The 24,998-nt window shown below is 67.1% G+C and carries 23 protein-coding genes; 12 read left to right on the top strand and 11 right to left on the bottom strand.

The window, feature by feature from the left end; all coding sequences use genetic code 11:
- Positions 1-33 precede the first annotated feature (33 nt).
- A complete protein-coding gene (cysQ, locus tag G539_RS0105665; protein ID WP_051231225.1) occupies positions 34-843 on the bottom strand; it encodes a 3'(2'),5'-bisphosphate nucleotidase CysQ in 810 nt (269 codons plus the stop codon).
- Positions 844-1,009: 166 nt separating this feature from the next.
- Between cysQ and G539_RS0105660 the strand changes: the two genes are divergently transcribed.
- Positions 1,010-2,542 carry a glycosyltransferase family 39 protein gene (locus G539_RS0105660; protein WP_029074342.1) on the top strand — a complete coding sequence of 511 codons (1,533 nt, stop codon included), beginning with the start codon at positions 1,010-1,012 and terminating at the stop codon, positions 2,540-2,542.
- 153 nt (positions 2,543-2,695) lie between these two features.
- Here G539_RS0105660 and G539_RS0105655 read toward each other — a convergent pair whose 3' ends face one another.
- The 3 genes from G539_RS0105655 to G539_RS0105645 form a co-directional block, all read right to left on the bottom strand.
- On the bottom strand, positions 2,696-3,694 hold the full coding sequence (locus G539_RS0105655) for an ABC transporter substrate-binding protein (RefSeq protein ID WP_029074341.1): 999 nt from the start codon (positions 3,692-3,694) through the stop codon (positions 2,696-2,698).
- Positions 3,695-3,740: 46 nt separating this feature from the next.
- Positions 3,741-4,865: an ABC transporter permease gene (locus G539_RS0105650; protein WP_035830443.1), complete on the bottom strand. Its 1,125-nt coding sequence runs from the start codon at positions 4,863-4,865 to the stop codon at positions 3,741-3,743.
- A 190-nt stretch (positions 4,866-5,055) separates the two neighbouring features.
- Entirely contained in the window at positions 5,056-6,009 is a 954-nt protein-coding gene (locus G539_RS0105645) for an ABC transporter permease (protein ID WP_245576808.1), read from the bottom strand.
- Between the two features lie 50 nt (positions 6,010-6,059).
- Here G539_RS0105645 and G539_RS0105640 point away from each other — a divergent pair, with 50 nt between their 5' ends.
- On the top strand, positions 6,060-6,473 hold the full coding sequence (locus G539_RS0105640; protein WP_029074338.1) for a cupin domain-containing protein: 414 nt from the start codon (positions 6,060-6,062) through the stop codon (positions 6,471-6,473).
- 22 nt (positions 6,474-6,495) lie between these two features.
- Here G539_RS0105640 and G539_RS0105635 read toward each other — a convergent pair whose 3' ends face one another.
- The 5 genes from G539_RS0105635 to aptA form a co-directional block, all read right to left on the bottom strand.
- Positions 6,496-7,335 carry an ABC transporter ATP-binding protein gene (locus G539_RS0105635; protein WP_051231128.1) on the bottom strand — a complete coding sequence of 280 codons (840 nt, stop codon included), beginning with the start codon at positions 7,333-7,335 and terminating at the stop codon, positions 6,496-6,498.
- A gap of 8 nt (positions 7,336-7,343) precedes the next feature.
- Positions 7,344-8,801: a dihydropyrimidinase gene (gene hydA, locus G539_RS0105630; RefSeq protein WP_029074336.1), complete on the bottom strand. Its 1,458-nt coding sequence runs from the start codon at positions 8,799-8,801 to the stop codon at positions 7,344-7,346.
- A gap of 57 nt (positions 8,802-8,858) precedes the next feature.
- Positions 8,859-10,109 (bottom strand): Zn-dependent hydrolase, encoded by a 1,251-nt coding sequence (locus G539_RS0105625; protein WP_029074335.1) that lies wholly within the window; start codon positions 10,107-10,109, stop codon positions 8,859-8,861.
- Positions 10,110-10,266: 157 nt separating this feature from the next.
- Positions 10,267-11,775: a CoA-acylating methylmalonate-semialdehyde dehydrogenase gene (locus G539_RS0105620; RefSeq protein WP_035830441.1), complete on the bottom strand. Its 1,509-nt coding sequence runs from the start codon at positions 11,773-11,775 to the stop codon at positions 10,267-10,269.
- A gap of 17 nt (positions 11,776-11,792) precedes the next feature.
- Positions 11,793-13,115 carry an omega-aminotransferase AptA gene (gene aptA / locus G539_RS0105615; protein WP_029074333.1) on the bottom strand — a complete coding sequence of 441 codons (1,323 nt, stop codon included), beginning with the start codon at positions 13,113-13,115 and terminating at the stop codon, positions 11,793-11,795.
- A 122-nt stretch (positions 13,116-13,237) separates the two neighbouring features.
- Here aptA and G539_RS0105610 point away from each other — a divergent pair, with 122 nt between their 5' ends.
- From G539_RS0105610 to G539_RS0105600, 3 genes are all read left to right on the top strand, one after another.
- Positions 13,238-13,801, top strand: a complete 564-nt coding sequence (locus tag G539_RS0105610) for a cupin domain-containing protein (RefSeq protein WP_029074332.1) — start codon at positions 13,238-13,240, stop codon at positions 13,799-13,801.
- Between the two features lie 153 nt (positions 13,802-13,954).
- Complete coding sequence (locus tag G539_RS0105605; RefSeq protein WP_051231127.1) at positions 13,955-14,617, top strand: TetR family transcriptional regulator C-terminal domain-containing protein; 663 nt, start codon at positions 13,955-13,957, stop codon at positions 14,615-14,617.
- Between the two features lie 128 nt (positions 14,618-14,745).
- Complete coding sequence (locus G539_RS0105600; protein WP_029074330.1) at positions 14,746-16,410, top strand: FAD-dependent oxidoreductase; 1,665 nt, start codon at positions 14,746-14,748, stop codon at positions 16,408-16,410.
- 55 nt (positions 16,411-16,465) lie between these two features.
- On the opposite strand, the gene preA is transcribed toward G539_RS0105600, so the two are convergent.
- Both preA and G539_RS0105590 read right to left on the bottom strand, forming a co-directional pair.
- The gene (gene preA, locus G539_RS0105595) at positions 16,466-17,788 is read right to left on the bottom strand and encodes an NAD-dependent dihydropyrimidine dehydrogenase subunit PreA (protein WP_029074329.1); all 1,323 of its coding nucleotides are present in this window, start codon (positions 17,786-17,788) and stop codon (positions 16,466-16,468) included.
- A 9-nt stretch (positions 17,789-17,797) separates the two neighbouring features.
- Positions 17,798-19,165, bottom strand: a complete 1,368-nt coding sequence (locus G539_RS0105590; RefSeq protein ID WP_029074328.1) for an NAD(P)-dependent oxidoreductase — start codon at positions 19,163-19,165, stop codon at positions 17,798-17,800.
- Between the two features lie 462 nt (positions 19,166-19,627).
- Here G539_RS0105590 and G539_RS0105585 point away from each other — a divergent pair, with 462 nt between their 5' ends.
- The 7 genes from G539_RS0105585 (at position 19,628) to G539_RS0105555 (ending at position 24,992) form a co-directional block, all read left to right on the top strand.
- Positions 19,628-20,617 (top strand): ABC transporter ATP-binding protein, encoded by a 990-nt coding sequence (locus G539_RS0105585; protein WP_029074327.1) that lies wholly within the window; start codon positions 19,628-19,630, stop codon positions 20,615-20,617.
- A gap of 41 nt (positions 20,618-20,658) precedes the next feature.
- On the top strand, positions 20,659-21,945 hold the full coding sequence (locus tag G539_RS0105580) for an ABC transporter substrate-binding protein (RefSeq protein ID WP_029074326.1): 1,287 nt from the start codon (positions 20,659-20,661) through the stop codon (positions 21,943-21,945).
- Between the two features lie 128 nt (positions 21,946-22,073).
- Positions 22,074-22,955 carry an ABC transporter permease gene (locus tag G539_RS0105575; RefSeq protein ID WP_029074325.1) on the top strand — a complete coding sequence of 294 codons (882 nt, stop codon included), beginning with the start codon at positions 22,074-22,076 and terminating at the stop codon, positions 22,953-22,955.
- Position 22,956: 1 nt separating this feature from the next.
- The gene (locus G539_RS0105570; RefSeq protein WP_029074324.1) at positions 22,957-23,916 is read left to right on the top strand and encodes an ABC transporter permease; all 960 of its coding nucleotides are present in this window, start codon (positions 22,957-22,959) and stop codon (positions 23,914-23,916) included.
- Between the two features lie 147 nt (positions 23,917-24,063).
- Positions 24,064-24,327 (top strand): hypothetical protein, encoded by a 264-nt coding sequence (locus G539_RS0105565; RefSeq protein ID WP_029074323.1) that lies wholly within the window; start codon positions 24,064-24,066, stop codon positions 24,325-24,327.
- A 21-nt stretch (positions 24,328-24,348) separates the two neighbouring features.
- Positions 24,349-24,654, top strand: coding sequence for an ElaB/YgaM/YqjD family protein (locus G539_RS26065; RefSeq protein ID WP_051231126.1), 306 nt, complete (start codon positions 24,349-24,351; stop codon positions 24,652-24,654).
- Complete coding sequence (locus G539_RS0105555; protein WP_029074322.1) at positions 24,651-24,992, top strand: hypothetical protein; 342 nt, start codon at positions 24,651-24,653, stop codon at positions 24,990-24,992. The genes G539_RS26065 and G539_RS0105555 overlap by 4 nt, the downstream gene beginning before the upstream one ends.
- Positions 24,993-24,998 lie beyond the last annotated feature (6 nt).

Here is a 24,998-nt window from a genome sequence, read left to right as displayed (position 1 = left end):
TTCAGTAAATTCGATAGAAATAGTCGGGATTAATCAGTCCGCGGCCGTCGCGCCGCCGCGCGCGACGAACCACGGATTGGCATAGGCGGCGACCCCATCGGCCGCGCCGGGCCCATAGGCGAGCGGCGCGCCGTCGACGGTTTCGACGCGGCCGCCGGCCGCGCGCAGCACCGCGTCGCCCGCCGCCGTGTCCCATTGCATCGTCGGCCCCATGCGCGGATAGAGATCCGCCTCGCCCGCCGCCATCAGGCAGAACTTCAGCGACGAGCCGGCCGCGACCAGCGCGGCGCCGGGATAGCGGGCGATGAACGCATCCGTCTCCGGCGTCCGGTGCGAGCGGCTGGCCAGAATGCGCGGCGGCATCGCGGCGGGATCGGTGACGCGGATCGCCCGGCGCGCCGTGATCGCGCCGCCGGCGACCGCCATCTGCTCGGCGCCCAGGCCGGAGCGGCCGGCATAGAGATCACCGCGCGCCGGCGCATAGACGATGCCAAGGACGGGCGCGCCGTTCTCGACCAGGCCGATATTGACGGTGAAATCACCGTTGCGGCTGATGAACTCGCGCGTGCCGTCGACCGGATCGACCAGGAAGAACGCGCCGCCGACGGTCGGGATCAGCCCGACCGAGCACGCCTCCTCGGCGACGACGGGGATGGTCGGCACCAGCCGGCGCAGCGCCTCCAGGATGACGATTTCGGCACGCCGGTCGGCCTCCGTCACCGGCGAGGCGTCGCCCTTCTGCTCGACCGCGAAGCCGCCATCATAGACCTCCATCACGACGCGGCCGGCGGCGATCGTCGTCTCGATCAGGGCCTCGTACAGCGCATCGTCGGCGGCATTCAGGCTCGGCACGGGGCGGTTCTCCGGGAGAAAGGGGCTGGAAATGGCGGCCGCCCCTACGACAACAGGAGCGACGCGTCTCCGGTAGCCCGCTCCGGCCCGCATCGCAAGCCGCCATTGACGGCCGGCCCGAAACGCGGCAACGCAGGGGCATCAGGCGGGAGGTTGCATGGCAGAGGCGGATGGCGGACGACTCGCGGCGGTCAGCGCGGCAGCCCGTCCGGCTGTCCGCGTGCCTGCGGGCCTCGGTTGGGCCGCCCTCGCCTTCCTGCTCGCGCTCCTGCTCCGCCTGTCGACGCTCGGCCATCTGGCGCTCTGGTTCGACGAGGTGATCACCGCCGACATCGCCGCCGCGCCCTGGCCGGCGCTCGTCGCCGACCGCCTCGGCAACGGCCATTTCCCGACCTATTTCGCGGCGTTGAAGGCGTTCGGCCTCGCCGGCGGATCGGAGTTCGCGCTTCGCCTGCCCTCGGCCCTCTTCGACAGCCTCGCAGCCGCGCTCGTCGCCGTCGTCGCGCTCCGCCTGTCGGGACGCACCGGGGCGATCGCGGCGCTGCTGCTCTACGCCTTCTACCCGGCCCTCATCCAGTACGGCCAGGAGGCGCGCCCCTACGCGCTGATGCTCGCCTTCGTCGCGCTCGCCATTACCGGACAGGTAGGCCTGCTGTCGGGGCGGGCCAATCCCGGGCGCCAGGCCGTGCTCGCGACGATCGGCACGCTCGGCGCCGCGTTCGTCATGCCGGCCGCAATCGTGCCGGTCGCGCTGCAGCACCTCGCGCTGCCGCTCTGCGGCTTCCGGGATTTCCCGCCGGCCGAGAAGCGGCTCTGGTGGCGGCACATCCTCGTCACCTGGGCCGGCATCCTCTGCGCCGCCGCCTTCCTGATCCCGGCCGTGCTGGCGCAGGCGGCGAAGCCGGTCGGGCTGATGAAGTGGCAGACCCGCGACACCTTCGGCCAGCGCGTCGTCGAGGCCTTCGGCGAGACCTATGGCTTCGCCGTGCCACGCGACGCCGACCGATTCCTCGCCGCCGGCTGGAACGGCTGGATCGCCGCCGGCTTCCTCGCCCTGATGCTGGCCGGCTTCCTCGCCCATCGCCGGAACCCGGCCTTCCGCATGCTGGCCGTCACCGCCTTCGGCACGCCGCTCGTCTTCCTCGGCCTCGGCCTCTTCTCCGCCAGCGCCGGGCGCTACCTGATCGGCATGCTGCCGGCGGCGATCCTGCTCGCGGCGGCGGGCGTCGCGGCGCTCCCGGCCCGGCGCGGCGCATCCCGCGTCGCGGCGGGGGCCCTCCTCACCCTCTTCTTCTGCGGGCTGGGCCTGCAGGCGGCCGACATGCTGGTCACGGAGCGGAAATATGACTGGCGCCCAGTCGCGGCCTTCCTGCGCGCGCACGGCGTCGCCGACACCGAGATCCTCACCGACGCGCCGCAGGCCGAGAAGGCGCTCCGCCACTATGTCGCCGCCACGGACGGCATCCGCTACGACGCCATCGACCCGATGCGCGAGCCGATGGAGAGGCTCTGGGACAGGGCGGCCGGGCGCCCGCTCGCCGTCCTGCTGACCGCCTCCCACAAGCCGCTGCCGGCCGCGCTCACGGCGGACGCCATCGTCTGCCGCTTCCGCTTCGGCGAGCAAACGCTGACGATGATCGCTCGTGACCCCGCGCTGTTGCCGGAGGCGCTCGGCGCCTGCGCAACTTGATCGCGCGATCGCAACGGATTCCCCCAGGCTTGCGATCCGCTCCACCATCATCCTGAGGCCCTTCGCGTCAGGGGCAGAAGTGGAAGCTGACCAGAATGAAAAACGGGCGCCTCGAGGGCGCCCGTTCGCTTATCGGATGTCGCGCGGCAGGAATTACTTCAGCCCGGCCGCGTCGGTGACGGCATGCGTCCAGGCGCCGGTCGGCTCCTTGGTGATGACGGGCGCCTCGCCGCCGGCCGACAGCAGCGTCTGCACGGTGCGCTTGTAGTCCGCCTCGTCGAGCTTGCCGTTGGTGCCTTCGGTGAGCTTGTTGACCTCGCCCATCATGAACTTCTGGTGCGCCTCGGTCTGCGCGCCGGTCTCGTCATTGTCGAGGACGATCTTGGCGGCTTCCTCGGTGTTGTCGCGGGCATAGGCCCAGCCCTTCATCGAGGCACGGACGAACTTCGCCATCTTGTCGACGAAGGCCGGGTCCTTGAGCTTGTCCTCCATGACATAGAGGCCGTCCTCGAGGGTCGCGACGCCCTGGTCCTCATACTTGAAGACGATCAACTCGCTCTCCGGGATGCCCGCGTCGAGGACCTGGCCGAACTCGTTATAGGTCATGGTCGAGATGCAGTCGGCCTGCTTCTGGATCAGCGGGTCGACGTTGAAGCCCTGCTTCAGCACGGTGACGCCGTTCGGGCCGCCCTCGGTCGGAAGGCCGAGCTTCGCCATCCAGGCGAGGAAGGGATATTCGTTGCCGAAAAACCAGACGCCGAGCGTCTTGCCCTTGAAATCGTCCGGCGAGGTGATGCCCGTATCCTTGCGGCAGGTCAGCATCATGCCCGATTTCTTGTAGGGCTGGGCGATGTTGACGAGCGGCACGCCTTTTTCACGCGAAGCCAGCGCCGCCGGCATCCAGGTGGTGATGACGTCGGCGCCGCCGCCGGCGATCACCTGCTCGGGGGCGATGTCGGGGCCGCCCGGCTTGATCGTGACGTCGAGGCCCTCCTCCTCGTAGAAGCCCTTCTCCTTGGCGACGTAATAGCCGGCGAACTGGGCCTGCGTGACCCATTTCAGCTGCAGCGTCAGCGCGTCGGCCGCCTGGGCCGAGACGCTGGTCATGAGCGTCGCGGCAACCGCGAGCGCCCCAATCATAAGCTTCTTCATTGACCCCTCCAGGTTCGGTTCTTGTAGCCTTTCCCGGAACCCGCCCTCAGGTGCGAAAGGACGGATGCCAGAAGGTCGAGGCGCGCTCGATGAGCGCGATCACCCCGTAGAACGCGGAGCCGGCCAGCGCCGCCACCGCGATTTCCGCCCACACCATGTCGATGTTCATGCGCCCGACTTCGGTGGAGATACGGAATCCCATGCCCACGATCGGCGTGCCGAAGAATTCGGCGACGATGGCCGCGATCAGGGCCAGTGTCGAATTGATCTTGAGGGCATTGAATATGAAGGGCAGCGCCTCGGGAAGCCGCAGCTTGAAGAGCGACTGCCAGTAGCTCGCCGCATAGGTGCGCATCAGGTCGCGCTGCATCGGCTGCGCCGCGGCGAGGCCGGTGACGGTGTTGACCAGCATCGGGAAGAAGGTCGCCACCACGACCACCGCCGCCTTGGACGGCCAATCGAAGCCGAACCACATCACCATGATCGGCGCGATGCCGATGATCGGCAGCGCCGAGACGAGATTGCCGACCGGCAGCAGGCCGCGCTGCAGGAACGGGATGCGGTCGACCAGGATGGCGACCAGGAAGCCGGAACCGCAGCCGATGACATAGCCGGCGATCACCGCCTTCAGGAAGGTCTGGCGGAAATCGGCGGCGAGGATCGGGATCGACGAGATGAGCTTGGCCCAGATCGCCGAGGGCGGCGGGATCAGCACGCGCGGCACCTCGAAGGCGACGACGATGACCTCCCAGAAGATCAGGATCCAGATGCCGAAGATCAGCGGCACCACCAGCTTCAGCAGGAAGCCGCCGAGCCCGCCGCGCGGCCGGATCGCGGCAAGCTGCGACACCAGCCGCCAGGCGAGCAGCCACGAGGTGAAGAGCAGCGCCCAGAAGCCGGGGCCGGCATGACCGGCGAGGCCGGGCAGCCTGTCGAGCGCCAGCCAGGCGCCGGCATGCGCCGCCACCGCCAGCAGGATCGCCGTGAACGTGCTCCGCTCGGCGCGGATCGACTGGTAAATCGCCGCGGCGAAAAGCAGGATGACGCTCCAGCCGGCGAGCCCCTGGCGCGGCAGCAGGCTTGCCGGGTCGGCGGCGTCGAGCGGCAGCGCGACCGCCGCGAACAGGCCGAAGAAGGCGATCCAGGGCTGCAAATGTCCGCGCGAGCTCATCGTGCCATCCCCTCCGCCATAGATCCCCTCCCCCTTGCGGGGAGGGTTAGGGAGGGGGTACCGGCTCGGTCCCTCCGCATTGAATGATATCGGCGCGAACAGAGACCAATTCCCGCCCTCGAGGTGGCCCCGCCTCCCCGGCCCTCCCCACAGGGGGGAGGGAGAAGGCCCGACGCATGGATGAAGTCGCTCATCGTGCCATCCCCATGCGCTTCAGGACGATGCGGTTGGCGAAGCCGACGATCGCCACCAGCACGGCGGCGAGGATCGAGGCGGCCAAGAGCGCCGCCCAGATCTGCACCGTCTGGCCGTAATAGGAGCCAGCGAGCAGCCGCGCGCCGAGACCGGCCGAAGCGCCGGTCGGCAGTTCGCCGACGATAGCGCCGACCAGGCTGATCGCGATGGCGATCTGCATCGAGGTGAAGAGATAGGGGAGCGAGGCCGGGAAGCGCAGCTTCCAGAACGCCTGCCAGCTGGTCGCCGAATAGGTGCGCATCAGGTCGAGATGCATCGGATCCGGCGAGCGCAGCCCCTTCACCATGCCGACCGTGACCGGGAAGAAGGAGAGATAGGTCGAGATCATCGCCTTGGCGAGGAAGCGCGACGTATCGGTCGAAAGCCCGAGCTGGCCATTCATCAGATTATAGCCAACGACGACGATCATCGGCGCGATGGCGACGATCGGGATCGTCTGTGAGGCGACGACCCAGGGCATCAGGCTCTTGTCGAGGCTCGCCACATGCACGATGCCGATGGCGAGCAGCAGCCCGAGCGCCGTTCCGATGACGAAGCCGGCGAGCGTCGCCGAGAGCGTCACCCAGCCGTGATAGACGAGGCTGCGCTTGGAGTTGATGGCGTAGCCGGTCGTGCTCTTCCAGAGCTCAGTCGCGACCTGGTGCGGCGCCGGCAGGAGCGGCCGCTCCATCGAGAAGGTCGCCTCGGCGAGCTGGCTGATCGTCGGCTCCACCTTCTGGCGTGCGAAGGCGTCGCGGGCGAGCTGCCCGTTGAGGAAGAAGGCGCCGACATACCAGATCGCGACGATCGCGATCACGACGACGGTGACCGGGAAAACATGGCCGGGCTTCTTCAGCGAGCGCGGCCGGGCGGCGGCGGGCGAGGAAACGGGCGAGGCGAGCGTGGTCATGCGGCGCCCTCCGTCCCATATCTTCCGGTAGCTTGCAGCGTGGAGGCGACATGAGCGCGACCATCGAACGGACCTGCCGGGTGATCCGTCCCAGCGGCAGCTATCTGGGCAAACAGGGCTTCACCTATGTCGAGGGCATCTCGACCGAGTCGGTGGGGGCGAGCGGCCTCTGCATGATGCTGCTCACCATCCCGCCCGGCGGCCGCGCCAGCGCGCACAAGCACGAGCACCACGAGACGGCGATCTACATCCTCGCCGGCGAGGCGGAGACCTGGTTCGGCGAGCGGCTGGAGAGCCACGTCGTCGTCAAGGCCGGCGAGATGTTCTACATCCCCGCCGACATGCCGCATCTCGCCGTGAACCGGGGCACCGAGCCCTGCGTCGCCATCATCGCCCGCACCGATCCGAACGAGCAGGAGAGCGTCGTCCTGCTGCCGGAGCTGGAGGGCCTGGTGCCGCGCTGAAAAAGGCCGGGCAAAGGGCGCGTCAATCCTCATAGGAGTGCCCCGCCCTCAGGCCGTCGCGGACGCGGGCCGCCACTTCGAGGAACGCGGGCGTCTCGCGGATGTCGAGCGTCCGGTCGCGCGGGAAACCGCAGTCGATCACGTCGGTGACGCGGCCGGGACGCGGCGACATCACCACGATCTTGGTCGAGAGGAACACGGCTTCCGGGATCGAGTGGGTGACGAAGACGACCGTCTTCTGCGTCTTGGCCCACAGCTTCAGCAGCTGTTCGTTCAGATGGTCGCGGACGATCTCGTCCAGCGCGCCGAAGGGCTCGTCCATGAGCAGCAGCTCCGGCTCGACTGCCAACGCGCGGGCGATCGAGGCGCGCTGCTGCATGCCGCCGGAGAGCTGCCAGGGATATTTCTTCTCGAAGCCGGCGAGATTGACCAGCGCGAGATTGTCGGCGATCCGCCGCTCGCGCTCGGCACGGGGCAGTCCCATGATCTCGAGCGGCAGCGCGACGTTCTTGGCGATGGTGCGCCAGGGATAGAGCGCCGCCGCCTGGAAGACATAGCCATAGGCGCGGGCGAGCCGCGCCTCCTCGGGCGAAACCCCGTTGACCGTGATCGAGCCGCCGGTCGGCCGCTCGAGATCGGCGATGACCCGGAGCAGCGTGGTCTTGCCACAGCCGGACGGGCCGATGAACGAGACGAATTCGCCCCGCTTGATGTCGAGATCGATGTTCGAGAGCGCCTGGACCGGGCCATCATTCGTCTCGAAGGTGAGCGAAAGCCCACGGATATCGATGACGGATGCGGCGTTTCCGGCTTGGGGCAGACCGTCGGCTCTCTCCTCGAAAGGCTGGAACACGGCGCTCATGCCCTACCTCAGACGCCGATCGGCATATGCTCGGGCGAACGGTTCACCGCCCGCGGCGCGGTGACTTCCTTCCACTTCGAAAGCGCTGCGTTCACGGCCGGGAACGGCCGGCGCCGGATGAACTTGCCGCGGCCGGGCTGCGGCTGCGAGTTCTGGCCGTCGGCCCAGACGACCTCGCCGCGCGAGATCGTGTAACGCGGCAGGCCGCGCACCTCGACGCCCTCGAACACATTGTAGTCGATGATCGACTTCTGGTTCGCCGCCGAGATGGTCTTGGAAAGCTTCGGATCCCAGACGACGAGATCGGCGTCGGAGCCCGGCAGGATCGCGCCCTTCTGCGGGTAGATGTTGAGGATCTGGGCGATGTTGGTCGAGGTCGCGGCGACGAACTCGTTCGGCGTCAGCCGGCCGGTCTCGACACCCTTGGTCCAGAGCACGGAGAGCCGGTCCTCGACGCCGCCGGTGCCGTTCGGGATCTTGGCGAAATTGCCGAGGCCGACACGCTTCTGCTCGGTGGTGAAGGCGCAATGGTCGGTCGCGACCACCTGCAGCGAGCCCGCCGCGAGGCCGGCCCAGAGGCTGTCCTGGTGGATCTTGTTGCGGAAGGGCGGCGACATCACGCGGCGCGCCGCATAGTCCCAGTCGCGGTTGAAATATTCGCTCTCGTCCAGCGTCAGGTGCTGGATCAGCGGCTCGCCATAGACGCGCATGCCCTTCTGGCGGGCCCGGCGGATCGCCTCGTGGCTCTGCTCGCAGGAGACGTGCACGATATAGACCGGCACGCCGGCGGCATCGGCGATCATGATGGCGCGGTTGGTCGCCTCGCCCTCGACCTCGGGCGGCCGCGAGAAGGCGTGGCCCTCCGGTCCGGTGGTGCCCTCGGCCAGATATTTCTGCTGCAAGGCGGCGACGATGTCGCCGTTCTCGGCATGCACCAGCGGCAGCGCGCCGAGCGCGGCGCAGCGCTGGAACGACGCGAACATCTCGTCGTCGTTCACCATCAGCGCGCCCTTGTAGGCCATGAAGTGTTTGAAGGTGTTGATGCCGCGCTCGACCACCTTGGCCATGTCGTCGAAATGCTTCTCCGACCAGCCGGTGACGCACATGTGGTAGGAATAGTCGGACGAGGCCTGACGCGTGGCGCGGCCTTCCCATTCCTCCAGCGCCGCCAGCATGCCGGGCTCGCCCGGGATGACGAAGTCGACCACCGTGGTGGTGCCGCCGGAGAGCGCGGCGAAGGTGCCGCTCTCCCAGGTCTCGGCCGCCGTGGTGCCCATGAAGGGCATTTCGAGATGCGTATGCGGATCGATGCCGCCGGGGATGATGAAGGCGTCCGTGGCGTCGACGACGGTGTCGCCGGACAGATCCGGACCGATCGTCTGGATGGTCTCGCCTTCGATCAGGATGTCGGCCGCGTAGCTGCGATCCGCCGCCACGATCGTTCCGCCCTTGATAACCGTCGACATGTCATTTCCCTCTGATGTTCCCGGCCGACTTTGCGGCTCGTTGTTCTTGAACCGGCCTCAGCCGGCGATTTCGGCAGTCTCCAGAACCGCGTGCAGCAGCACGTCCGCGCCCGCGGCCGCCCATTCCGGGCTGATCTCCTCGGCCTCATTATGCGACAAACCGCCGACGCAAGGGCACATGATCATCGTCGTCGGCGCCACCTTGGCGGCCCAGCACGCGTCATGGCCGGCGCCCGAGATGATGTTCATGTGGCTGTAGCCGAGCCGCTCGGCGGCGCTCCGCACGCGCGAAACCAGCGTCGGATCGAAAGTGACGGGATCGAAATGGCCGACCGCCTCGATCGAGCAGCCGACGCCGAGCGCCGCCGCGATCTCGGCCGCCTCGGTCTCGATGCGCGCGCGCATGCCGTCGAGCTTGGCCTGGTCGGGGCTGCGGATGTCGATCGTGAACACGACCTTGCCCGGCAGCACGTTGCGCGAATTGGGCGTGAAGCTGACTTGGCCGACGCCGCCGACGGCGCCCGGCTGGTTCTCCATCGCCACCCGCTGCACCATCTCGAAGATGCGCGCCATGGCGAGGCCGGCATTGACGCGGAGGTTCATCGGTGTCGAGCCGGTATGCGCCTCGCGCCCGGTCAGCGTCACCTCGAGCCACCACAGGCCCTGGCAATGGGTGACGACGCCGATCTGCTTCTTCTCTGCCTCGAGGATCGGGCCCTGCTCGATGTGGTACTCGATATAGGCGTGCATCTTGCGGGCGCCGACCGCCTCGTCGCCGACCCAGCCGATGCGCTTCAGTTCGTCGCCGAAGCTCTTGCCCTCGAGATCCCGGCGCTCATAGGCGTAGTCGAGCGTCAGCGCGCCGGCAAAGACTCCCGAAGCCAGCATGGCCGGGGCGAAGCGCGCGCCTTCCTCGTTGGTCCAGTTGGTGACGACGACAGGATGCCTGGTGCGAATGCCGAGATCGTTCATCGAGCGAACGACCTCGAGGCCAGAGAGCACGCCGAGCACGCCGTCATACTTGCCGCCGGTCGGCTGGGTGTCGAGATGGCTGCCGACATAGACCGGCAGCGCGTTGGGATCCGTGCCCGGACGGGTGGCGAACATGGTGCCCATCTGGTCGACGCCGAGCGTCAGCCCCGCCGCCTCGCACCACGACTTGAAGAGATCGCGCCCCTCGGCGTCGGCATCGGTCAGCGTCTGGCGGTTGTTGCCGCCCGCGATGCCCGGCCCGACCTTGGCCATCTCCATCAAGCTGTCCCAAAGGCGGTCGCCATTGATGCGGAGATTGTCGGTCGGGGCCGTCATGCAGTTCGCTTTCGTCGTTAGCGCCCCAGGCCGTGTCTTCCGGCCGGAGCAGGAGATAACTCGCACGCATCCGCGACGCCCTGAGGCGTCGCGGCCGAAAGCACTGCCGTGGTCACGGCGATGCGGGACTCAGAGAGCTTTCCTGACGACACCTTAGTCACATCGTCGGGAAGTTGAAGACCGCGCCGGACTTGATTCCATCCGGCCAGCGCGTCGTCACCGTCTTCAGGCGGGTATAGAAGTGGACGCCCTCCGGCCCGTAGATGGCGTGGTCGCCGAACAGCGAGCGCTTCCAGCCGCCGAAGGAATGATAGGCGACGGGGACCGGGATCGGCACGTTGATGCCGACCATGCCCGCTTCCACCTTGTCGGCGAAGGAGCGCGCGGCATCGCCGTCGCGGGTGAAGATCGCGGTGCCGTTGCCGAATTCATGGGCATTGATCAGCTCGAGTGCCTCGGAATAGGAACCGGCCCGCAGGACCGCGAGCACAGGACCGAAGATCTCCTCGCGGTAGATCGTCATGTCCTTCTTCACATGATCAAAAAGCGTGCCACCGACGAAATAGCCGTTCTCGTAGCCCTGCAGCTTGAAGCCGCGGCCGTCGACGACGAGCTTCGCGCCCTCGGCGACGCCCTTGTCGATATAGCCGAGCACCTTGTCCATGTGCTGCTTGGTGACCAGCGGGCCCATCTCGGCGTCGCGATCCGTCGCCGGGCCGATCTTCAGCGCGCGCACGCGCGGCGCCAGCGTCTCGACCAGCGCGTCGGCGGTCCTCTGGCCGACCGGCACGGCGACCGAGACCGCCATGCAGCGCTCGCCTGCCGAACCGTAGCCGGCGCCCATCAGCGCGTCGGCGACCTTGTCCATGTCGGCGTCGGGCATCACCACCATGTGGTTCTTGGCGCCGCCCAGCGCCTGCACCCGCTTCCCGGCCTTGGTGCCGGTGGCGTAGACATATTCGGCGATCGGCGTCGAGCCGACGAAGGACACCGCCTTGATGTCGGGATGATGCAGGATCGCGTCGACGACCTCCTTGTCGCCATGCACGACGTTGAGCACGCCCGGCGGCAGGCCCGCCTCGTAAAGCAGCTCGGCCACCACCATGGCGGCGCCAGGATCGCGCTCCGACGGCTTCAGGATGAAGGTGTTGCCGCAGGCGATCGCCACCGGATACATCCAGAGCGGCACCATGCAGGGGAAGTTGAACGGCGTGATGCCGGCGACGACGCCGAGCGCCTGGCGGTCGGAATAGGTGTCGATCGCCGGGCCGACATTCTTCGAATACTCGCCCTTCAGCAGATGCGGGATGCCGCAGGCGAACTCGACCACCTCAAGGCCGCGCTGCACTTCGCCGAGCGCGTCGTCATGCGTCTTGCCGTGCTCGGCCGAGATGGCGCGGGCGATGCGATCGGCGTTCTGCTCGAGCAGGTCCTTGAACTTGAACATGATCCGCGCGCGCTTCATCGGCGGCGTGTCGGCCCAGGCCGGGAACGCCGCCTTGGCCGAGGCGACGGCGGCATCGAGTTCCGCCGCCGTCGACAGCGGCAGCGTCGCCGCCGCCTCGCCGGTGGCGGGATTGTAGACGGGCTGGCTGCGCGTCGACGTCGAAGGCGACGGCTTGCCGTCGACCAGGTTGGTGATGGTGCTCAACGCAATCGTGTCCATGTCGTCCTCCCGAGCCCTCAGTCGATCTGCTTGAGCACGCTCGACAGCGTCTCGACGATCTGATCGATATGGCTCTCATCGATGATCAGCGGCGGCGACAGCGCGATGATGTCGCCCGTCGTGCGGATCATCAGATTGCTTTCATAGGCCTTCAGGAAGGCCTGGAACGCCCGCTTGGTCGGGCTGCCGGCGATCGGCTCCAGCTCGATCGCGCCGATCAGGCCGATATTGCGGATGTCGATGACATGCGGCAGGCCCTTCAGGCTGTGCAGCGCGTCCTCCCAGTACTGGCTGATGCTGGCGACGCGGGTCAGCAGCCCCTCTTCCTCGTAGACGTCGAGGGTGGCGAGCGCGGCGGCGCAGGCCACGGGATGCGCCGAATAGGTATAGCCGTGGAACAGCTCAATGGTGTTTTCCGGCGCGTTCATGAACGCATCATAGATCTTCTTCGAGGCGAACACCGCGCCCATCGGCACGACGCCGCTGGTCAGCCCCTTGGCGGTGGTCACAAGATCGGGAATGACGTCGAAATAATCGACCGCGAAGGGCGTGCCGAGACGGCCGAAGCCGGTGATGACCTCATCGAAGATCAGCAGGATGTCGTGCTTGTCGCAGATCTCGCGCAGGCGCTTCAGATAGCCCTTGGGCGGGATCAGCACGCCGGTCGAACACGCCACCGGCTCGACGATCAGCGCCGCGATGTTGGAGGCGTCGTGCAGCGCGATGACCTTTTCCAGGTCGTCGGCGAACTCGACGCCAAATTCCGGCTCGCCGCGGGTGAAGGCGTTGCGGGCGGGATCATGCGTGTGGCGGATGTGGTCGACACCGGTCAGCATGGTGCCGAAGGTCTTGCGGTTGCCGGAGATGCCACCGACCGAGATGCCGCCGAAGCCGACGCCGTGATAGCCGCGCTCGCGGCCGAGCAGGCGGAACTTGGTGCCGTTGCCCTTGGCGCGGTGATAGGCGAGCGCGATCTTCAGCGCGGTATCGACCGATTCCGAGCCGGAATTGGTGAAGAACACATGGTCGAGCGGCTTGGGCATCATGGCGGAGAGGCGCGCGGCCAGCTCGAACGCCTTGGGGTGGCCCATCTGGAAGGCCGGCGCATAGTCGAGCTCGGCGACCTGCTTCGACACCGCCTCGACAATCCTGGGACGGCCATGGCCGGCATTGACGCACCAGAGGCCGGCGGTGCCGTCCAAGATCTGACGGCCATCGGCCGAGGTGTAGTGCATGTCCTTGGCGCCGACCAGCATGCGCGGATTCTGCTTGAATTGCCGGTTCGCCGTGAACGGCATCCAGAAGGCTTCGAGATTGTTCGGAATAGGCGCCGTGTTCATGATGCTGGATATCCCTCTACGGCCGATTTTCGAGCGCGGCCGGTCACTTTCTCGAACGTAGCCGTAGGGTCAATGCCGGTCAAACGGTTGCCGCCGTTAAGAACGTTCTATATCCTGAACACATGAACGCCTCCCATTTCGACATCGACGTCGGCGCCCGGCTGCGCGAATTGCGGATCCGGCACGGCCTGTCGCAACGCGCGCTGGCGAAGCGCGCCGGCGTCTCCAACGCCACCGTGTCGATGGTCGAGGCGAACCGGATCAGCCCGTCCGTCTCGGGCCTGCGCCAGATCCTCTCCGGCATCCCCTACAGCCTGTCGGAGTTCTTCGCCGAGACACATCCGCCGGCCGAGCAGGTGGTGTTCCGCGCGGCGGAACTGAAGGAGATCGGCGGCGGCAAGATCTCCTATCGCCAGGTCGGCGCCAATCTCGAGGGCCGCTCGCTGCAGATGCTGCACGAGCGCTACAAGCCGGGCGCCGTCTCGGGCAAGGCGATGCTGTCGCACCAGGGCGAGGAAGCGGGCCTCATCATCCGTGGCCGCATGCTGCTCGAGGTCGACGGCGCGCGCTACGAGCTCGGCCCCGGCGACGCCTATTTCTTCGACAGCCGCAAACCGCACGCCTTCCGCAACGCCGGTGAGGAGGATCTGGAACTGGTCTCCGCCTGCACCCCGCCGAGCTTCTAGCCGCAAGCGCGGCGCGAAGCCGTTGATATCGGAGCGGAATCGGCCGAAACTCGCGCAGCAGCGCTGACGGCACCGCCCGGTGGCCGCGCGCAGGCCACGACGTGCCGGATGACTGGCGCGCCGCGAAGATCGAACGGGAAAGTCCGAACCGTCATGACACGCGCCGCCCTGACGCCTGCCAACACCGCCCGCGCGCGCCAGACCAAGAAGCGGACGCGCATCCAGGAAGAGAACGAGGGCCGCATCCTCGACGCCGCGCTCGAGGTGTTTTCGAGCTACGGCTTCCGCGGCGCCACCGTCGACCAGATCGCCGAGCGCGCCGGCATGACCAAGCCGAACCTGCTCTATTATTTCCGCCGCAAGGACGACATCTACCTCGCCATCCTGCGGCGGACGCTGGAACTCTGGCTGCAGCCGCTGGAATCGCTCGGCGAAAGCGACGATCCGATCGCCGAGATCCGCGCCTATATCGACCGCAAGCTGGAGATGTCGCGCGACAACCCGAAGGCGTCGCGGCTCTACGCGATGGAGATCCTGCAGGGCGCGCCGATCATCGGCGCGGCGCTGGAGACGCGGCTGAAGACGCTGGTCGACGCCAAGGCCGAGGTGATCCGGCGCTGGATCGCCGAGGGCCGGCTCGCCCCGATCGACCCGTATCACCTGATCTTCCTGATCTGGGCGACGACCCAGCACTACGCCGATTTCGACGTCCAGGTCCGCGCCACGCTGGGCGAGGCGGCCGAGGGCAACCGCCATTTCGACACCGCGACGCGGACGCTGGAAGCGATCGTCCTGAACGGCCTGCTGCCGAAATAGCGGCGGCGCGCCCGACCCGGCCGAAACCCAGCGCCGCGCGTGGTTTGCAACTGGCGCATCTGCCATCGCGCTGCTAATCAAGGGCGGCCGACGTGACGTAGGGTCACGCCGGGTTTCGGGCGCCAACCATGCTGACGATCGACGACGTAGCAAACGTTCCGCTTTTCTCCTCCCTCGCGCTCGAACAACTGGACCGGCTGGCCCGGACCGCGGCCGACATCCGGCTCGCGGCCGGCGAATTCGCCGTCCACGCCGGCGAGGAGCCGGCGCTCTATGCCGTGCTTTCCGGCAAGTTCGAGGTGGTGAAGAGCTTCGACGGCGTCGAGCGCACGCTCGGCTGGCGCAACCCCGGCCAGATCTTCGGCGAAGTGCCGATCGCCCTCGGCTCGCCCTTTCCCGGCAGCTACCGCGCCGCCGAGCCGTCGCGGGTGATCCGGATCGAGCTGCAGAACTATCACGCGATCGCCGCCGTCGCTCCGGAAGTCGCGCAGAAGGTCAGCGCACTGGCGCGCGAGCGTCTCGGCGGGCTGCAGAGCCTGAACGCCGAGCCGCAGAAGCCGCGCGTGACCCTTATCTGCCAGCGCTTCGACACCGAGGGCGGCCAGCTCCGCCGCTTCCTCGCCCGCAACCAGATTTCCTTCAGCTGGGTCACGCCGGATGCCCCCGACCTGGCGGCGCAGTGGTCCGGCCCCTGCCCGTCCGACAGCGAATGCCCGGCGCTGCGCTTCGCCAACGGCGACACGGTGTTCCGCCCGAGCGTGCGCGAACTCGCCGACCGCCTCGGGCTGCAGACGCGGCCGCGCGTCGCCGAATACGACGTCGCGATCGTCGGCGGCGGGCCGGCGGGGCTCGCGGCGGCGGTCTATGGCGCGTCGGAGGGGCTGCGCACCATCGTCATCGAGCGCGAGGCCCCGGGCGGCCAGGCCGGCACATCGTCGCGGATCGAGAACTATCTCGGCTTTCCGAGCGGCGTCTCCGGCGACGAACTGGCGAACCGCGCGCTGCAGCAGGCGCGCCGCCTCGGCGCCGAGATCCTGGTGACGCGGGCGGTCGAGAAGATCGAGCCGGCGGCGCACCGCATCACCCTCGACGGTGGCGAGATCGTGCAGGCGCGCACCCTGATCCTGGCGACGGGCGTCAGCTGGCGCCGGCTCGCCATCGAGGGCTTCGACCGCTTCATCGGCAAGGGCATCTATTACGGCGCGGCGCGCAGCGAGGTCAGCGCCACGCACGGCCTCAACATCCACCTCGTCGGCGCCGGCAATTCGGCCGGCCAGGCGGCGCTCTATTTCGCCAACCACGCCAACACGGTGACGCTCGTAGTGCGCGGCGACTCGCTGGAAAAGAGCATGTCGCAATATCTGATCGACCAGATCCGCGCCAAGTCGAACATCGCAACGCTGCTGCATTCCGAAATCGTCGCCGTCCATGGCGAGACCAGCCTGACGGCAATCGATATCCAGAACAGCCAGAGCGGCGAAACCGGCCGGCATGATTGCGGCGGCGTCTTCAGCTTCATCGGCGCCGACGCCGAGACCGAATGGCTGCCGCGCGAGATCGCCCGCGACGCGCGCGGCTTCGTGCTCACCGGCGACGATCTCAGGAAGACGGGCCAGGGACCGCGCGACCGCGATCCCTATCTGCTCGAGACGAGCATTCCCGGCGTCTTCGCCTGCGGCGACGTCCGGCTGAGCCCGGTCAAGCGCGTCGCCGCCGCCGTCGGCGAGGGCAGCATGGCGATCGCCTTCGTGCACCAGTATCTGGCGCGCGAGGGCCGCAAGGTCTCGGCCTGACCTGCGCTTCGAAGATCGGCCGCGCCCGAAGCGCGGCCGATCCGCATTCGGATGGCTACTCCGCCGGCTCGGCCGGGACGAAGGTCTTCGACATCGGGTTGTTCTTGTGCGTCGTCCAGTTGGCGTACTGATCGGTGATCGCAAAGCCGGTGCGCGGATCGACGCCCTCGACCATCTGCTCCATGGTGATGCAATTATCGACCGGGCAGACATTGACGCAGAGATTGCAGCCGACGCATTCGGCGTCGATCACCTCGAAATGCCTGATGCCGTCGACCATCGACGTAATCGCCTGGTGCGAGGTGTCCTCGCAGGCGATGTGGCAGCGGCCGCACTTGATGCAGAGATCCTGGTCGATCTTCGCCTTGGCGACGTAGTTCAGGTTCAGGTACTGCCAGTCGGTGACGTTACCGACGGCGCGGCCGACGATGTCGTCAATCGTCTCGAAATCGTGCTTGTCCATGTAGTCGGACAGGCCCGAGATCATCTCCTGCACGATGCGGAAGCCATAGGTCATGGCGGCGGTGCAGACCTGCACGTTGCCGGCGCCGAGCGCCATGAACTCGACCGCGTCGCGCCAGGTGGTGATGCCGCCGATACCGGAGATCGGCAGGTTGCGCGTCTGCGCGTCGCGGGCGATCTCGGCCGTCATGTTGAGCGCGATCGGCTTCACCGCCGGACCGCAATAGCCGCCATGGCTGCCCTTGCCGTCGATGGTCGGGATCGGCGCGAAGCTGTCGATGTCGACGCCGATGATCGACGAGATGGTGTTGATCAGCGACACGGCGTCGGCGCCGCCGGCCTGGGCGGCGCGGGCGGGATAGCGGATGTCGGTGATGTTCGGCGTCAGCTTGACGATGACCGGCATGCGCGAATGCTGCTTGCACCAGCGCGTCACCATCTCGATGTATTCCGGCACCTGGCCGACCGAGGAGCCCATGCCGCGCTCGCTCATGCCGTGAGGGCAGCCGAAATTCAGCTCAACGCCGTCCGCCTCGGTCTCCTCGACCTTGGCGAGGATGTCCTTCCAGTAATGCTCCTCGCAGGGAACCATCAGGGAGACGACAAGCGCGCGGTCCGGCCAATCGCGCTTGACCTGCTTGATCTCGCGCAGATTGACCTCGAGCGGCCGGTCCGTGATCAGCTCGATGTTGTTCAAACCGATCAGGCGACGATCGTTCGAATGGATCGCGCCGTAGCGCGGGCCGGAGACGTTGACGACCGGCGGATCGGTACCGAGCGTCTTCCAGACGACGCCGCCCCAGCCATCCTTGAAGGCGCGGACGACGTTGTAGGCCTTGTCGGTCGGCGGCGCGGAGGCGAGCCAGAACGGGTTGGGCGACTTGATGCCGGCGAAGGTCGACGTGAGATTGGCCATGGGTTCCTCCTAGGCCGCAGCGGAAGGGGTCGAGAGCGCGAGATGGATCGATTCGGCGGCGATGCGGCCGTCCGCGACGGCGGCTACCGTCAGATCCTCTCCGGTCGCGGCGCAATCGCCGCCGGCCCAGACGCCTGGAAGCGTCGTGCGCCGCTCCTCGTCGACACGGATCTTGCCATTTTCCAGCGCGATCGTCTCGGCCGATCCGTTCAAGGCCGCGGGAACGAGGGTCTGGCCGATCGCCTTGAAGACGGTGTCGGCGGGAAGCGTGAAGACGACGCCGGTGCCGACCAGCCTGCCGCCCTCCTCGCGAGTCTCCTCGAACTCGATGCCCGTGACCCGGCCGGCCTCGGTGACCAGCCGGCTTGGCTTCGCATTGTGGCGGATCAGCACGCCGTCGGTCTGGGCGAGATCCTGTTCATATTCCGACGCGCCCATCTTGGCCTGTCCGCGCCGGTAGACGACGGTGACCTCCCGGGCGCCGAGGCGCTTCGACTGCACGGCGACGTCGATCGCCGTCATGCCGCCGCCGACCACGACGACGCGGGCGCCGACGGGAAGCGTGCCGAGATCCTCGGCCTGGCGCAGATCCGCGATGTAGTCGACCGCGTCGGCGACGCCTTCCAATTCCTCGCCGGCGAGCCCGAGCGCGTTGACGCCGGCGAGCCCCATGCCGAGGAACACGGCGTCATAGTTGGCGCGCAATTCCGACAGGCTGATGTCGCGGCCGATCGCCTTGCCGTGCTCGATGGTGATGCCGCCGATCGACAGGATGAAATCAACCTCCTTCTGGGCGAAATCGTCCGGCGTCTTGTAGGCGGCGATGCCGTATTCGTTGAGGCCGCCGGCCTTTTCGCGCGCGTCATAGATGACGACGTCGTGGCCATGCATGGCGAGCCGGTGCGCGGCGGAAAGGCCGGCCGGCCCGGCACCGACGACGGCGACGCGCTTGCCGGTCGGCTCGGCGCGCGCGAAGGGCTGCTCGCCATCGCGCGCTTCCATCAGCACGTCGGTGGCGTAGCGCTGCAGCAGGCCGATCTTGACCGGCTTGCCCTCGGCCGCCTCGCGGACGCAGGCCTCCTCGCAGAGCGTCTCGGTCGGACAGACGCGGGCGCACATGCCGCCGAGGATGTTCTGCGACAGGATCGTCTCCGCCGAGCCTTCCGGATTGTCGGTCAGGATCTGGCGGATGAAGAGCGGGATGTCGATCGAGGTCGGACACGCCTGCACGCAGGGCGCGTCATAGCAGAAATAGCAGCGGTCGGACTCGACCAGCGCCTGGTGGCGATCGAGCGGCGGGTGGATGTCGAGAAAATTGCTGATGTACTCGTCGGGCGACAGACGGCCCGATGCAACGTCCGGCACATGCGTGGGCATATGCGTCCCTCCCTGTCGGCCGCGCGCGGCCCTGGGTCCCATTCCGGCCGGCGCCATGCCGTCCGGCATCGATCCGACGATGCGGTCCGCCCCTCGTTATTTTTGTTCGGAGCCGCCCTCGAAGTCTTGATCATCTGGACAAATTTTCCGGAGACCGTCAAGGCTCGATTTGAGCCCTTCCAAACTGCGCCTTTGCTCAACTTCGCGCCAGCCGGAGGGCCGACGGGCAACCGCGCGCGGCTGATTCCGCATCGAAAATTCGCAACCCGACTCATCGGGCGCCAGGCAGCGTCCGGGCAACGCTCCCGGACGCAGCTCATTTTCTAGGCAAGTTCTTTTTTTGATCATTCGATCCAAGCGCCGATGCCCGTCCGCGACCACCGGAGAAACGGGGAAATGGCGGATTCCCGCCGCTGGCACGCGACTTGCCATCCTTCTCCGCAGGATCAATCGGAGACAGAGATGGCACGCCCCGCGGATCTTGAACTGGCCTCGGTCACCAAACGCTACGGCGACACGGTCGCCGTCGACGCGATCAACCTCAAGATCAAGGCCGGAACCTATTGCTGCCTGCTCGGGCCATCGGGCTGCGGCAAGTCCTCGACGCTCCGGATGATCGCCGGCCACGAAAGCGTCTCGGACGGCGACATCGCGCTCGGCCACGACGTGGTCAACGCCCTGCCGCCCGCCAAGCGCGGAACGGCGATGATGTTCCAATCCTACGCGCTGTTCCCGCATCTCTCGGTGCGCGACAACGTCGCCTTCTCGCTGAAGATGAAGGGCGTCGGCAAGGTCGACCGCTCGATCAAGGCGACCGAGGCGCTGAAGCTCGTCGACATGGAGCGCTATGCCGAGCGATTGCCGAGCCAGCTCTCCGGTGGCCAGCAGCAGCGCGTCGCGCTCGCCCGCGCCCTCGTCACCGACCCGCAGATCCTGCTGCTCGACGAGCCGCTCTCCGCCCTCGACCCCTTCCTCAAGATCAAGGTCCGCACCGAGCTGAAACGCTTCCAGCGCGAGCTCGGCATCTCGTTCATCCATGTGACGCACAGCCAGGAAGAGGCGATGGCGCTCGCCGACCTGATCGTCATCATGAACAACGGCAAGATCGAGCAGGCCGGAACCCCGCGCGAGATCTTCAACGCCCCGGCGACCGAATTCGTCGCCCGCTTCATCGGCGGCCACAACGTCCTGCCGATCGACGGCCGCACCGTCAGCGTCCGCGCCGACCGGATGAGCGTCTCGGCCGAGGGCGGCGACGGCCTTGCCGCCTCGGTGCGCGACGTCGAGTACCAGGGCACCGTCGTCTACATCAGCCTCGCCACCGATACCGGCCTCGACCTAACCGCAATCGTGCCCGAGCGCGCCTTCTACCAGCGCCCCTTCGAAGCCGGCGACACCGTCACGGTACACTGGGACCCCGCCGACATCCACGAACTTTCCGCCGCCGCCTGAGCGCGCGGTTTCCTGCGACAAAACCAGAGGAGACCAAGGGAATGGACGACAAGAACAACACCAAGGGCGGCATCTCGCGCCGCACGCTGCTGAAGGGCTCCGCCATCACGGCCGGCTTCCTCGGCACCACCGCGGTGACCGGCTTCCCGGCGGTGCATGCCGACGAACCGATCACGCTCCGCTATCTCTCGACCGCGACCAACCAGTCGCCGGCGATCGCCGCCAAGGCGAAGGAAGTCACCGGCATCAACATCGAATACGTCACCGTCACCACGGACGACGTCACCAAGCGCATCATCACCCAGCCGGATTCGTTCGACCTGGTCGATACCGAGTATTTCGCGCTGCGCAACCTGATCCCGTCCGGCAATTTCCAGGCGATCGACGCCAACAAGGTGAAGCTGGTCGACAAGCTGGCGACCGCCATCACCAAGGGCGAGATCGACGGCAAGAAGATCGGCGACCAGGGCACGGCGCCGCACAAGGTCCTGTATCTCGAGAAGCAGCGCGGCAAGGAGTTCGCCAAGGAACAGACCGAGTGGATCACCCTGATCCCGACCACCTACAACGCCGACACGCTCGGCATCCGCCCCGACCTGATCAAGCGTCCGATCGAAAGCTGGTCGGAGCTGCTCAATCCCGAGTTCAAGGGCAAGGCCTCGATCCTCAACATCCCCTCGATCGGCATCATGGACGCCGCCATGGTCAACGAGGCGATGGGCGTCGTGAAGTATGGCGACAAGGGCAACATGACCAAGGAGGAGATCGACAAGACGATCGCCACCCTGATCGAGGCCAAGAAGGCCGGCCAGTTCCGCGCCTTCTGGTCCGACTTCAACGAGAGCGTCAACCTGATGGCCTCGGGCGAGACCGTCGTGCAGTCGATGTGGTCGCCGGCCGTCACCGCCGTCCGCCTCAAGGGCATCCCCTGCACCTTCCAGCCGCTCAAGGAAGGCTACCGCGCCTGGGCCTCCGGCTTCGGCCTGCCGCGGACGCTGAAGGGCAAGAAGCTCGACGCCGCCTACGAGTTCATCAACTGGTTCCTCGACGGCTGGGCTGGCGCGCATCTGAACCGGCAGGGCTACTACGCCGCCGTGCTCGATACCGCGCAGCAGAGCATGGAGCCCTATGAGTGGGCGTTCTGGATGGAAGGCAAGCCGGCCGAGAAGGACATCCTCGGTCCGGATGGCGGCCTGCTCGAAAAGGCCGGCACGGTCCGCGACGGCGGCTCCTACAACACCCGCATGGGCGCCGTCGCCTGCTGGAACTCGATCATGGATGAGAACGCCTACATGATCCAGAAGTGGAACGAGTTCATCGCCGCCTGAGCGGCTTTCACGGCCTCGCCCGCGGGAGACGCCGACCGCCTTTCCGCGGGTAGCCGCTGCCGGGCCGGCATTCGCCGGTCCGGCCCAAGCCCCCTCCTCATGCGCCCCACAACGGAGCCTGCCCCGACATGCTGGAAATGAAATCGCGCTGGGCACCCTACTGGCAGGCCGCGCCGCTCGCGATCGTGTTCCTGATCTTCTTCGTCCTGCCGCTCCTGGTGACGGTCGCGGTCAGCTTCTGGACCTATACGGGCTATTCGATCGAGCCAGCCTTCGTCGGCGACAACTACGCCACCGCCTTCGACAAGTGTTTCTCGTCGCTGCCCGAGCTCTGCACCACCTTCCGAACCTATCTGTCGACGCTGAAATTCTGCCTGATGGTCTGGCTGATCACGCTCGTCCTCGGCTTCACCATCGCCTATTTCCTCGTCTTCGAGGTCAAGTCGAACAATGCGCGGCTGATCCTGGCGCTGATCACGACGATCCCGTTCTGGACCTCGAACGTCATCCGCATGATCTCGTGGATCCCGCTGCTCGGCCGCAACGGCCTGGTCAACCAGTCGCTGATGTCGGCCGGCATCATCGCCGAGCCGATCGACTGGCTGCTCTATTCCGATTTCTCCGTCGTGCTGGCCCTCGTCCACCTCAACACGGTGTTCATGATCGTGCCGATCCTGAACTCGATGTCGCGCATCGACAAATCGCTGGTCGAGGCCGCCTACGACACCGGCGCGAGCGGCTGGCAGACGCTCTGGAACGTCATCATCCCGCTCTCCAAGACCGGCATCGCCATCGGCTCGATCTTCGTCATCACGGTGGTGATGGGCGACTTCATCTCGATCGGCATCATGGGCGGCCAGCAGATCGCCTCGGCCGGCAAGGTGATCGAGGCCCAGATCAACGCGCTGCAATTCCCGATCGCCGCCGCCAACGCCGTCGTGCTGCTGGTGATCGTCCTGATGATCATCTGGACGCTGTTGCGCTTCGTCGACATCCGCAAGGAGCTCTGAAATGACCGAGGGACGCTCCCGCGCCTTCTATCTCCTGTCGGCGGTCTTCGCCCTCTACACGCTGTTCCTCTACGGCCCGACCCTCACCATCCTGGTGCTGTCGTTCCAGGGCCCGAACGGCGGCATGACCTTCCCGATGAACGGGGTGTCGCTGCACTGGTTCCACAATCTGTGGGCCGGCATCGGCGTGCCCAACGTCGTCGACGCGCTCAAGAACTCGCTGAAGCTCGGCCTCGCCGTCACGCTGGCGACGGTGGTGATCTCGGTGATGGCGGGCTACGCCTTCCGCCGCCCCTTCAAGGGGGCGAACCTGCTGTTCTTCACGGCGATCGCCAGCCTCATCCTGCCGTCGATCGTCGTCTCGCTCGGCATCGCGCTCGAGTTCCAGCTGTTCAACCAGGGCATCTCCGGCCTCGGCGACCACCTCGTCGACAGCTACGTCGATATCGACAACGCCACCGCCTGGACCAATCTCCTCGGCAATCTCGGCATCGCCATCCAGGACAATTTCCAGACCCTGATGGGCCTGTTCACCTCCGGCTTCGGCGCGCATCTGACCTGGACGCTGCCCTTCGGCCTCCTGATCATGTTCGCCGTCTTCAACCGCTTCAACCCGGCCTATGAGGAGGCCGCGCGCGATCTCGGCGCCTCGTCCTGGCAGACCTTCCGCCATGTCGTGCTGCCGATGATCGCGCCGTCGCTGATCGGCGTCGCGCTGTTCGGCTTCACGCTCTCCTTCGACGAGATCGCCCGCTCGTCGCAGACGGTGGGCGCCGTCAACACGCTGCCGCTGACGCTGCGCGGCCTCACCACCACCGTCACGACACCGGTGATCTATGCGCTCGGCACCGTCACCACGGCCGTCTCCTTCGCCGTGATCGCGACGGCCATCCTCGTCATGCTGATCGTGCAGCATCGCCGGCGCCGGCATGGCTCCGACGCCGGCCGCGCCCTGGCCTGACCGCGCCGCGCCGGCCCTCCGGCGCGGCGCGTGCATTTCGGCAACAGCCGCGCGTCATGACGAAACGCTGCAACGCCCTCGGGAACCATTGGCCGAAGCACCCGTTTTCAGTGCGGGTCGCTTGGATCATCCAGGGGAAGAAAGCGTATGAGTGCGTATCTCGGCTATGCCGGCTTCCAGCGACCGCGCGACATCGTGTCGGACAATGTACTGACGGACGACCAGAAGACGGAGACCCTGCTGCACTGGAAGCGTGCGGTACAACGCCTCGCCCGCCTCGTGCCGGAGGCCGAGCGCGAGGCTTACCGAAACCTAACCATAGAGCTCGCCACGGCGCTGACGCATATCGACTTATCGCCGGGCAAGCCTCATATGTTGGATAAGCCGCTCGACAAGTCCAACGAGTCTTGAACAACGTACAGGAGTGCCGAAATGGTGACCAAGACTGACGGTTCCGACCTCTCCGACCAGGTCAAGGCCATCCAGGCCGAACTGGCCTCGCTCACCGAGACCATCCGCAAGTTCGGTTCGCAGCAGGCCAGCGCCGGGGCGGAAGCCCTGCATGACGCGGCCGGCCGGGCGGGCGAGACCTTCCGCGCCTCGGCCGAGGAAGCGCGCCGGCGGGGCCATCAGGCGGCCGAGGACATCGAAAGCCACATCACCAAGAACCCCGTCCCGGCCGTGCTGATCGCGGCGGGCATCGGCCTCTTCATCGGCGCGCTGATAGGCCGGCGATGAGCGGCCTGTTCCAGGCCCTGACGAGCGTGGCGGCCGCCGCCGCCACGCAGGCCACGATGCGAACGCTGAAGCGGGCCGGCCTTCTCGCCGTCGCCGGCGTGTTCATCATCATCGGCCTCTGCTTCGGCGTCGCGGCCGGCTATCAGGCGCTGACGCTCTCCTATGGCTCGCTGGTGGCGAAGCTCGTGGTCGGCGGCGCCTTCCTGATCCTCGGCCTGATCGTGCTGCTGGTGGCCAACTGGCGCAGCAACCGCCGCCAGGTCCAGGAGGTCGGCACGACCAGCGTCGCGCTCGCCTTCGCCATGGGCCTGCTCGGCGGCCTCTCGCGCAAGCGATAGGCCCGG

The organism is Kaistia adipata DSM 17808 (assembly GCF_000423225.1).
Taxonomy (GTDB): domain Bacteria; phylum Pseudomonadota; class Alphaproteobacteria; order Rhizobiales; family Kaistiaceae; genus Kaistia; species Kaistia adipata.
This window is presented reverse-complemented; position numbering and strand designations above follow the sequence as displayed.

Coding starts and splice junctions, on each gene's coding strand:
- G539_RS0105650 (WP_035830443.1), bottom strand. CDS start 4,865: ATGAGCTCGCGCGGACATTTGCAGCCCTGGATCGCCTTCTTCGGCCTG.
- G539_RS0105590 (WP_029074328.1), bottom strand. CDS start 19,165: ATGCCCACGCATGTGCCGGACGTTGCATCGGGCCGTCTGTCGCCCGAC.
- G539_RS0105580 (WP_029074326.1), top strand. CDS start 20,659: ATGGACGACAAGAACAACACCAAGGGCGGCATCTCGCGCCGCACGCTG.
- G539_RS0105565 (WP_029074323.1), top strand. CDS start 24,064: ATGAGTGCGTATCTCGGCTATGCCGGCTTCCAGCGACCGCGCGACATC.
- G539_RS0105575 (WP_029074325.1), top strand. CDS start 22,074: ATGCTGGAAATGAAATCGCGCTGGGCACCCTACTGGCAGGCCGCGCCG.
- aptA (WP_029074333.1), bottom strand. CDS start 13,115: ATGAACACGGCGCCTATTCCGAACAATCTCGAAGCCTTCTGGATGCCG.
- G539_RS0105585 (WP_029074327.1), top strand. CDS start 19,628: ATGGCACGCCCCGCGGATCTTGAACTGGCCTCGGTCACCAAACGCTAC.
- G539_RS0105625 (WP_029074335.1), bottom strand. CDS start 10,109: ATGACGGCCCCGACCGACAATCTCCGCATCAATGGCGACCGCCTTTGG.
- G539_RS0105645 (WP_245576808.1), bottom strand. CDS start 6,009: ATGACCACGCTCGCCTCGCCCGTTTCCTCGCCCGCCGCCGCCCGGCCG.
- G539_RS0105640 (WP_029074338.1), top strand. CDS start 6,060: ATGAGCGCGACCATCGAACGGACCTGCCGGGTGATCCGTCCCAGCGGC.
- G539_RS0105605 (WP_051231127.1), top strand. CDS start 13,955: ATGACACGCGCCGCCCTGACGCCTGCCAACACCGCCCGCGCGCGCCAG.
- G539_RS0105635 (WP_051231128.1), bottom strand. CDS start 7,335: ATGAGCGCCGTGTTCCAGCCTTTCGAGGAGAGAGCCGACGGTCTGCCC.
- G539_RS26065 (WP_051231126.1), top strand. CDS start 24,349: ATGGTGACCAAGACTGACGGTTCCGACCTCTCCGACCAGGTCAAGGCC.
- G539_RS0105660 (WP_029074342.1), top strand. CDS start 1,010: ATGGCAGAGGCGGATGGCGGACGACTCGCGGCGGTCAGCGCGGCAGCC.
- hydA (WP_029074336.1), bottom strand. CDS start 8,801: ATGTCGACGGTTATCAAGGGCGGAACGATCGTGGCGGCGGATCGCAGC.
- G539_RS0105610 (WP_029074332.1), top strand. CDS start 13,238: ATGAACGCCTCCCATTTCGACATCGACGTCGGCGCCCGGCTGCGCGAA.
- G539_RS0105655 (WP_029074341.1), bottom strand. CDS start 3,694: ATGAAGAAGCTTATGATTGGGGCGCTCGCGGTTGCCGCGACGCTCATG.
- preA (WP_029074329.1), bottom strand. CDS start 17,788: ATGGCCAATCTCACGTCGACCTTCGCCGGCATCAAGTCGCCCAACCCG.
- G539_RS0105620 (WP_035830441.1), bottom strand. CDS start 11,775: ATGGACACGATTGCGTTGAGCACCATCACCAACCTGGTCGACGGCAAG.
- G539_RS0105570 (WP_029074324.1), top strand. CDS start 22,957: ATGACCGAGGGACGCTCCCGCGCCTTCTATCTCCTGTCGGCGGTCTTC.
- G539_RS0105555 (WP_029074322.1), top strand. CDS start 24,651: ATGAGCGGCCTGTTCCAGGCCCTGACGAGCGTGGCGGCCGCCGCCGCC.
- G539_RS0105600 (WP_029074330.1), top strand. CDS start 14,746: ATGCTGACGATCGACGACGTAGCAAACGTTCCGCTTTTCTCCTCCCTC.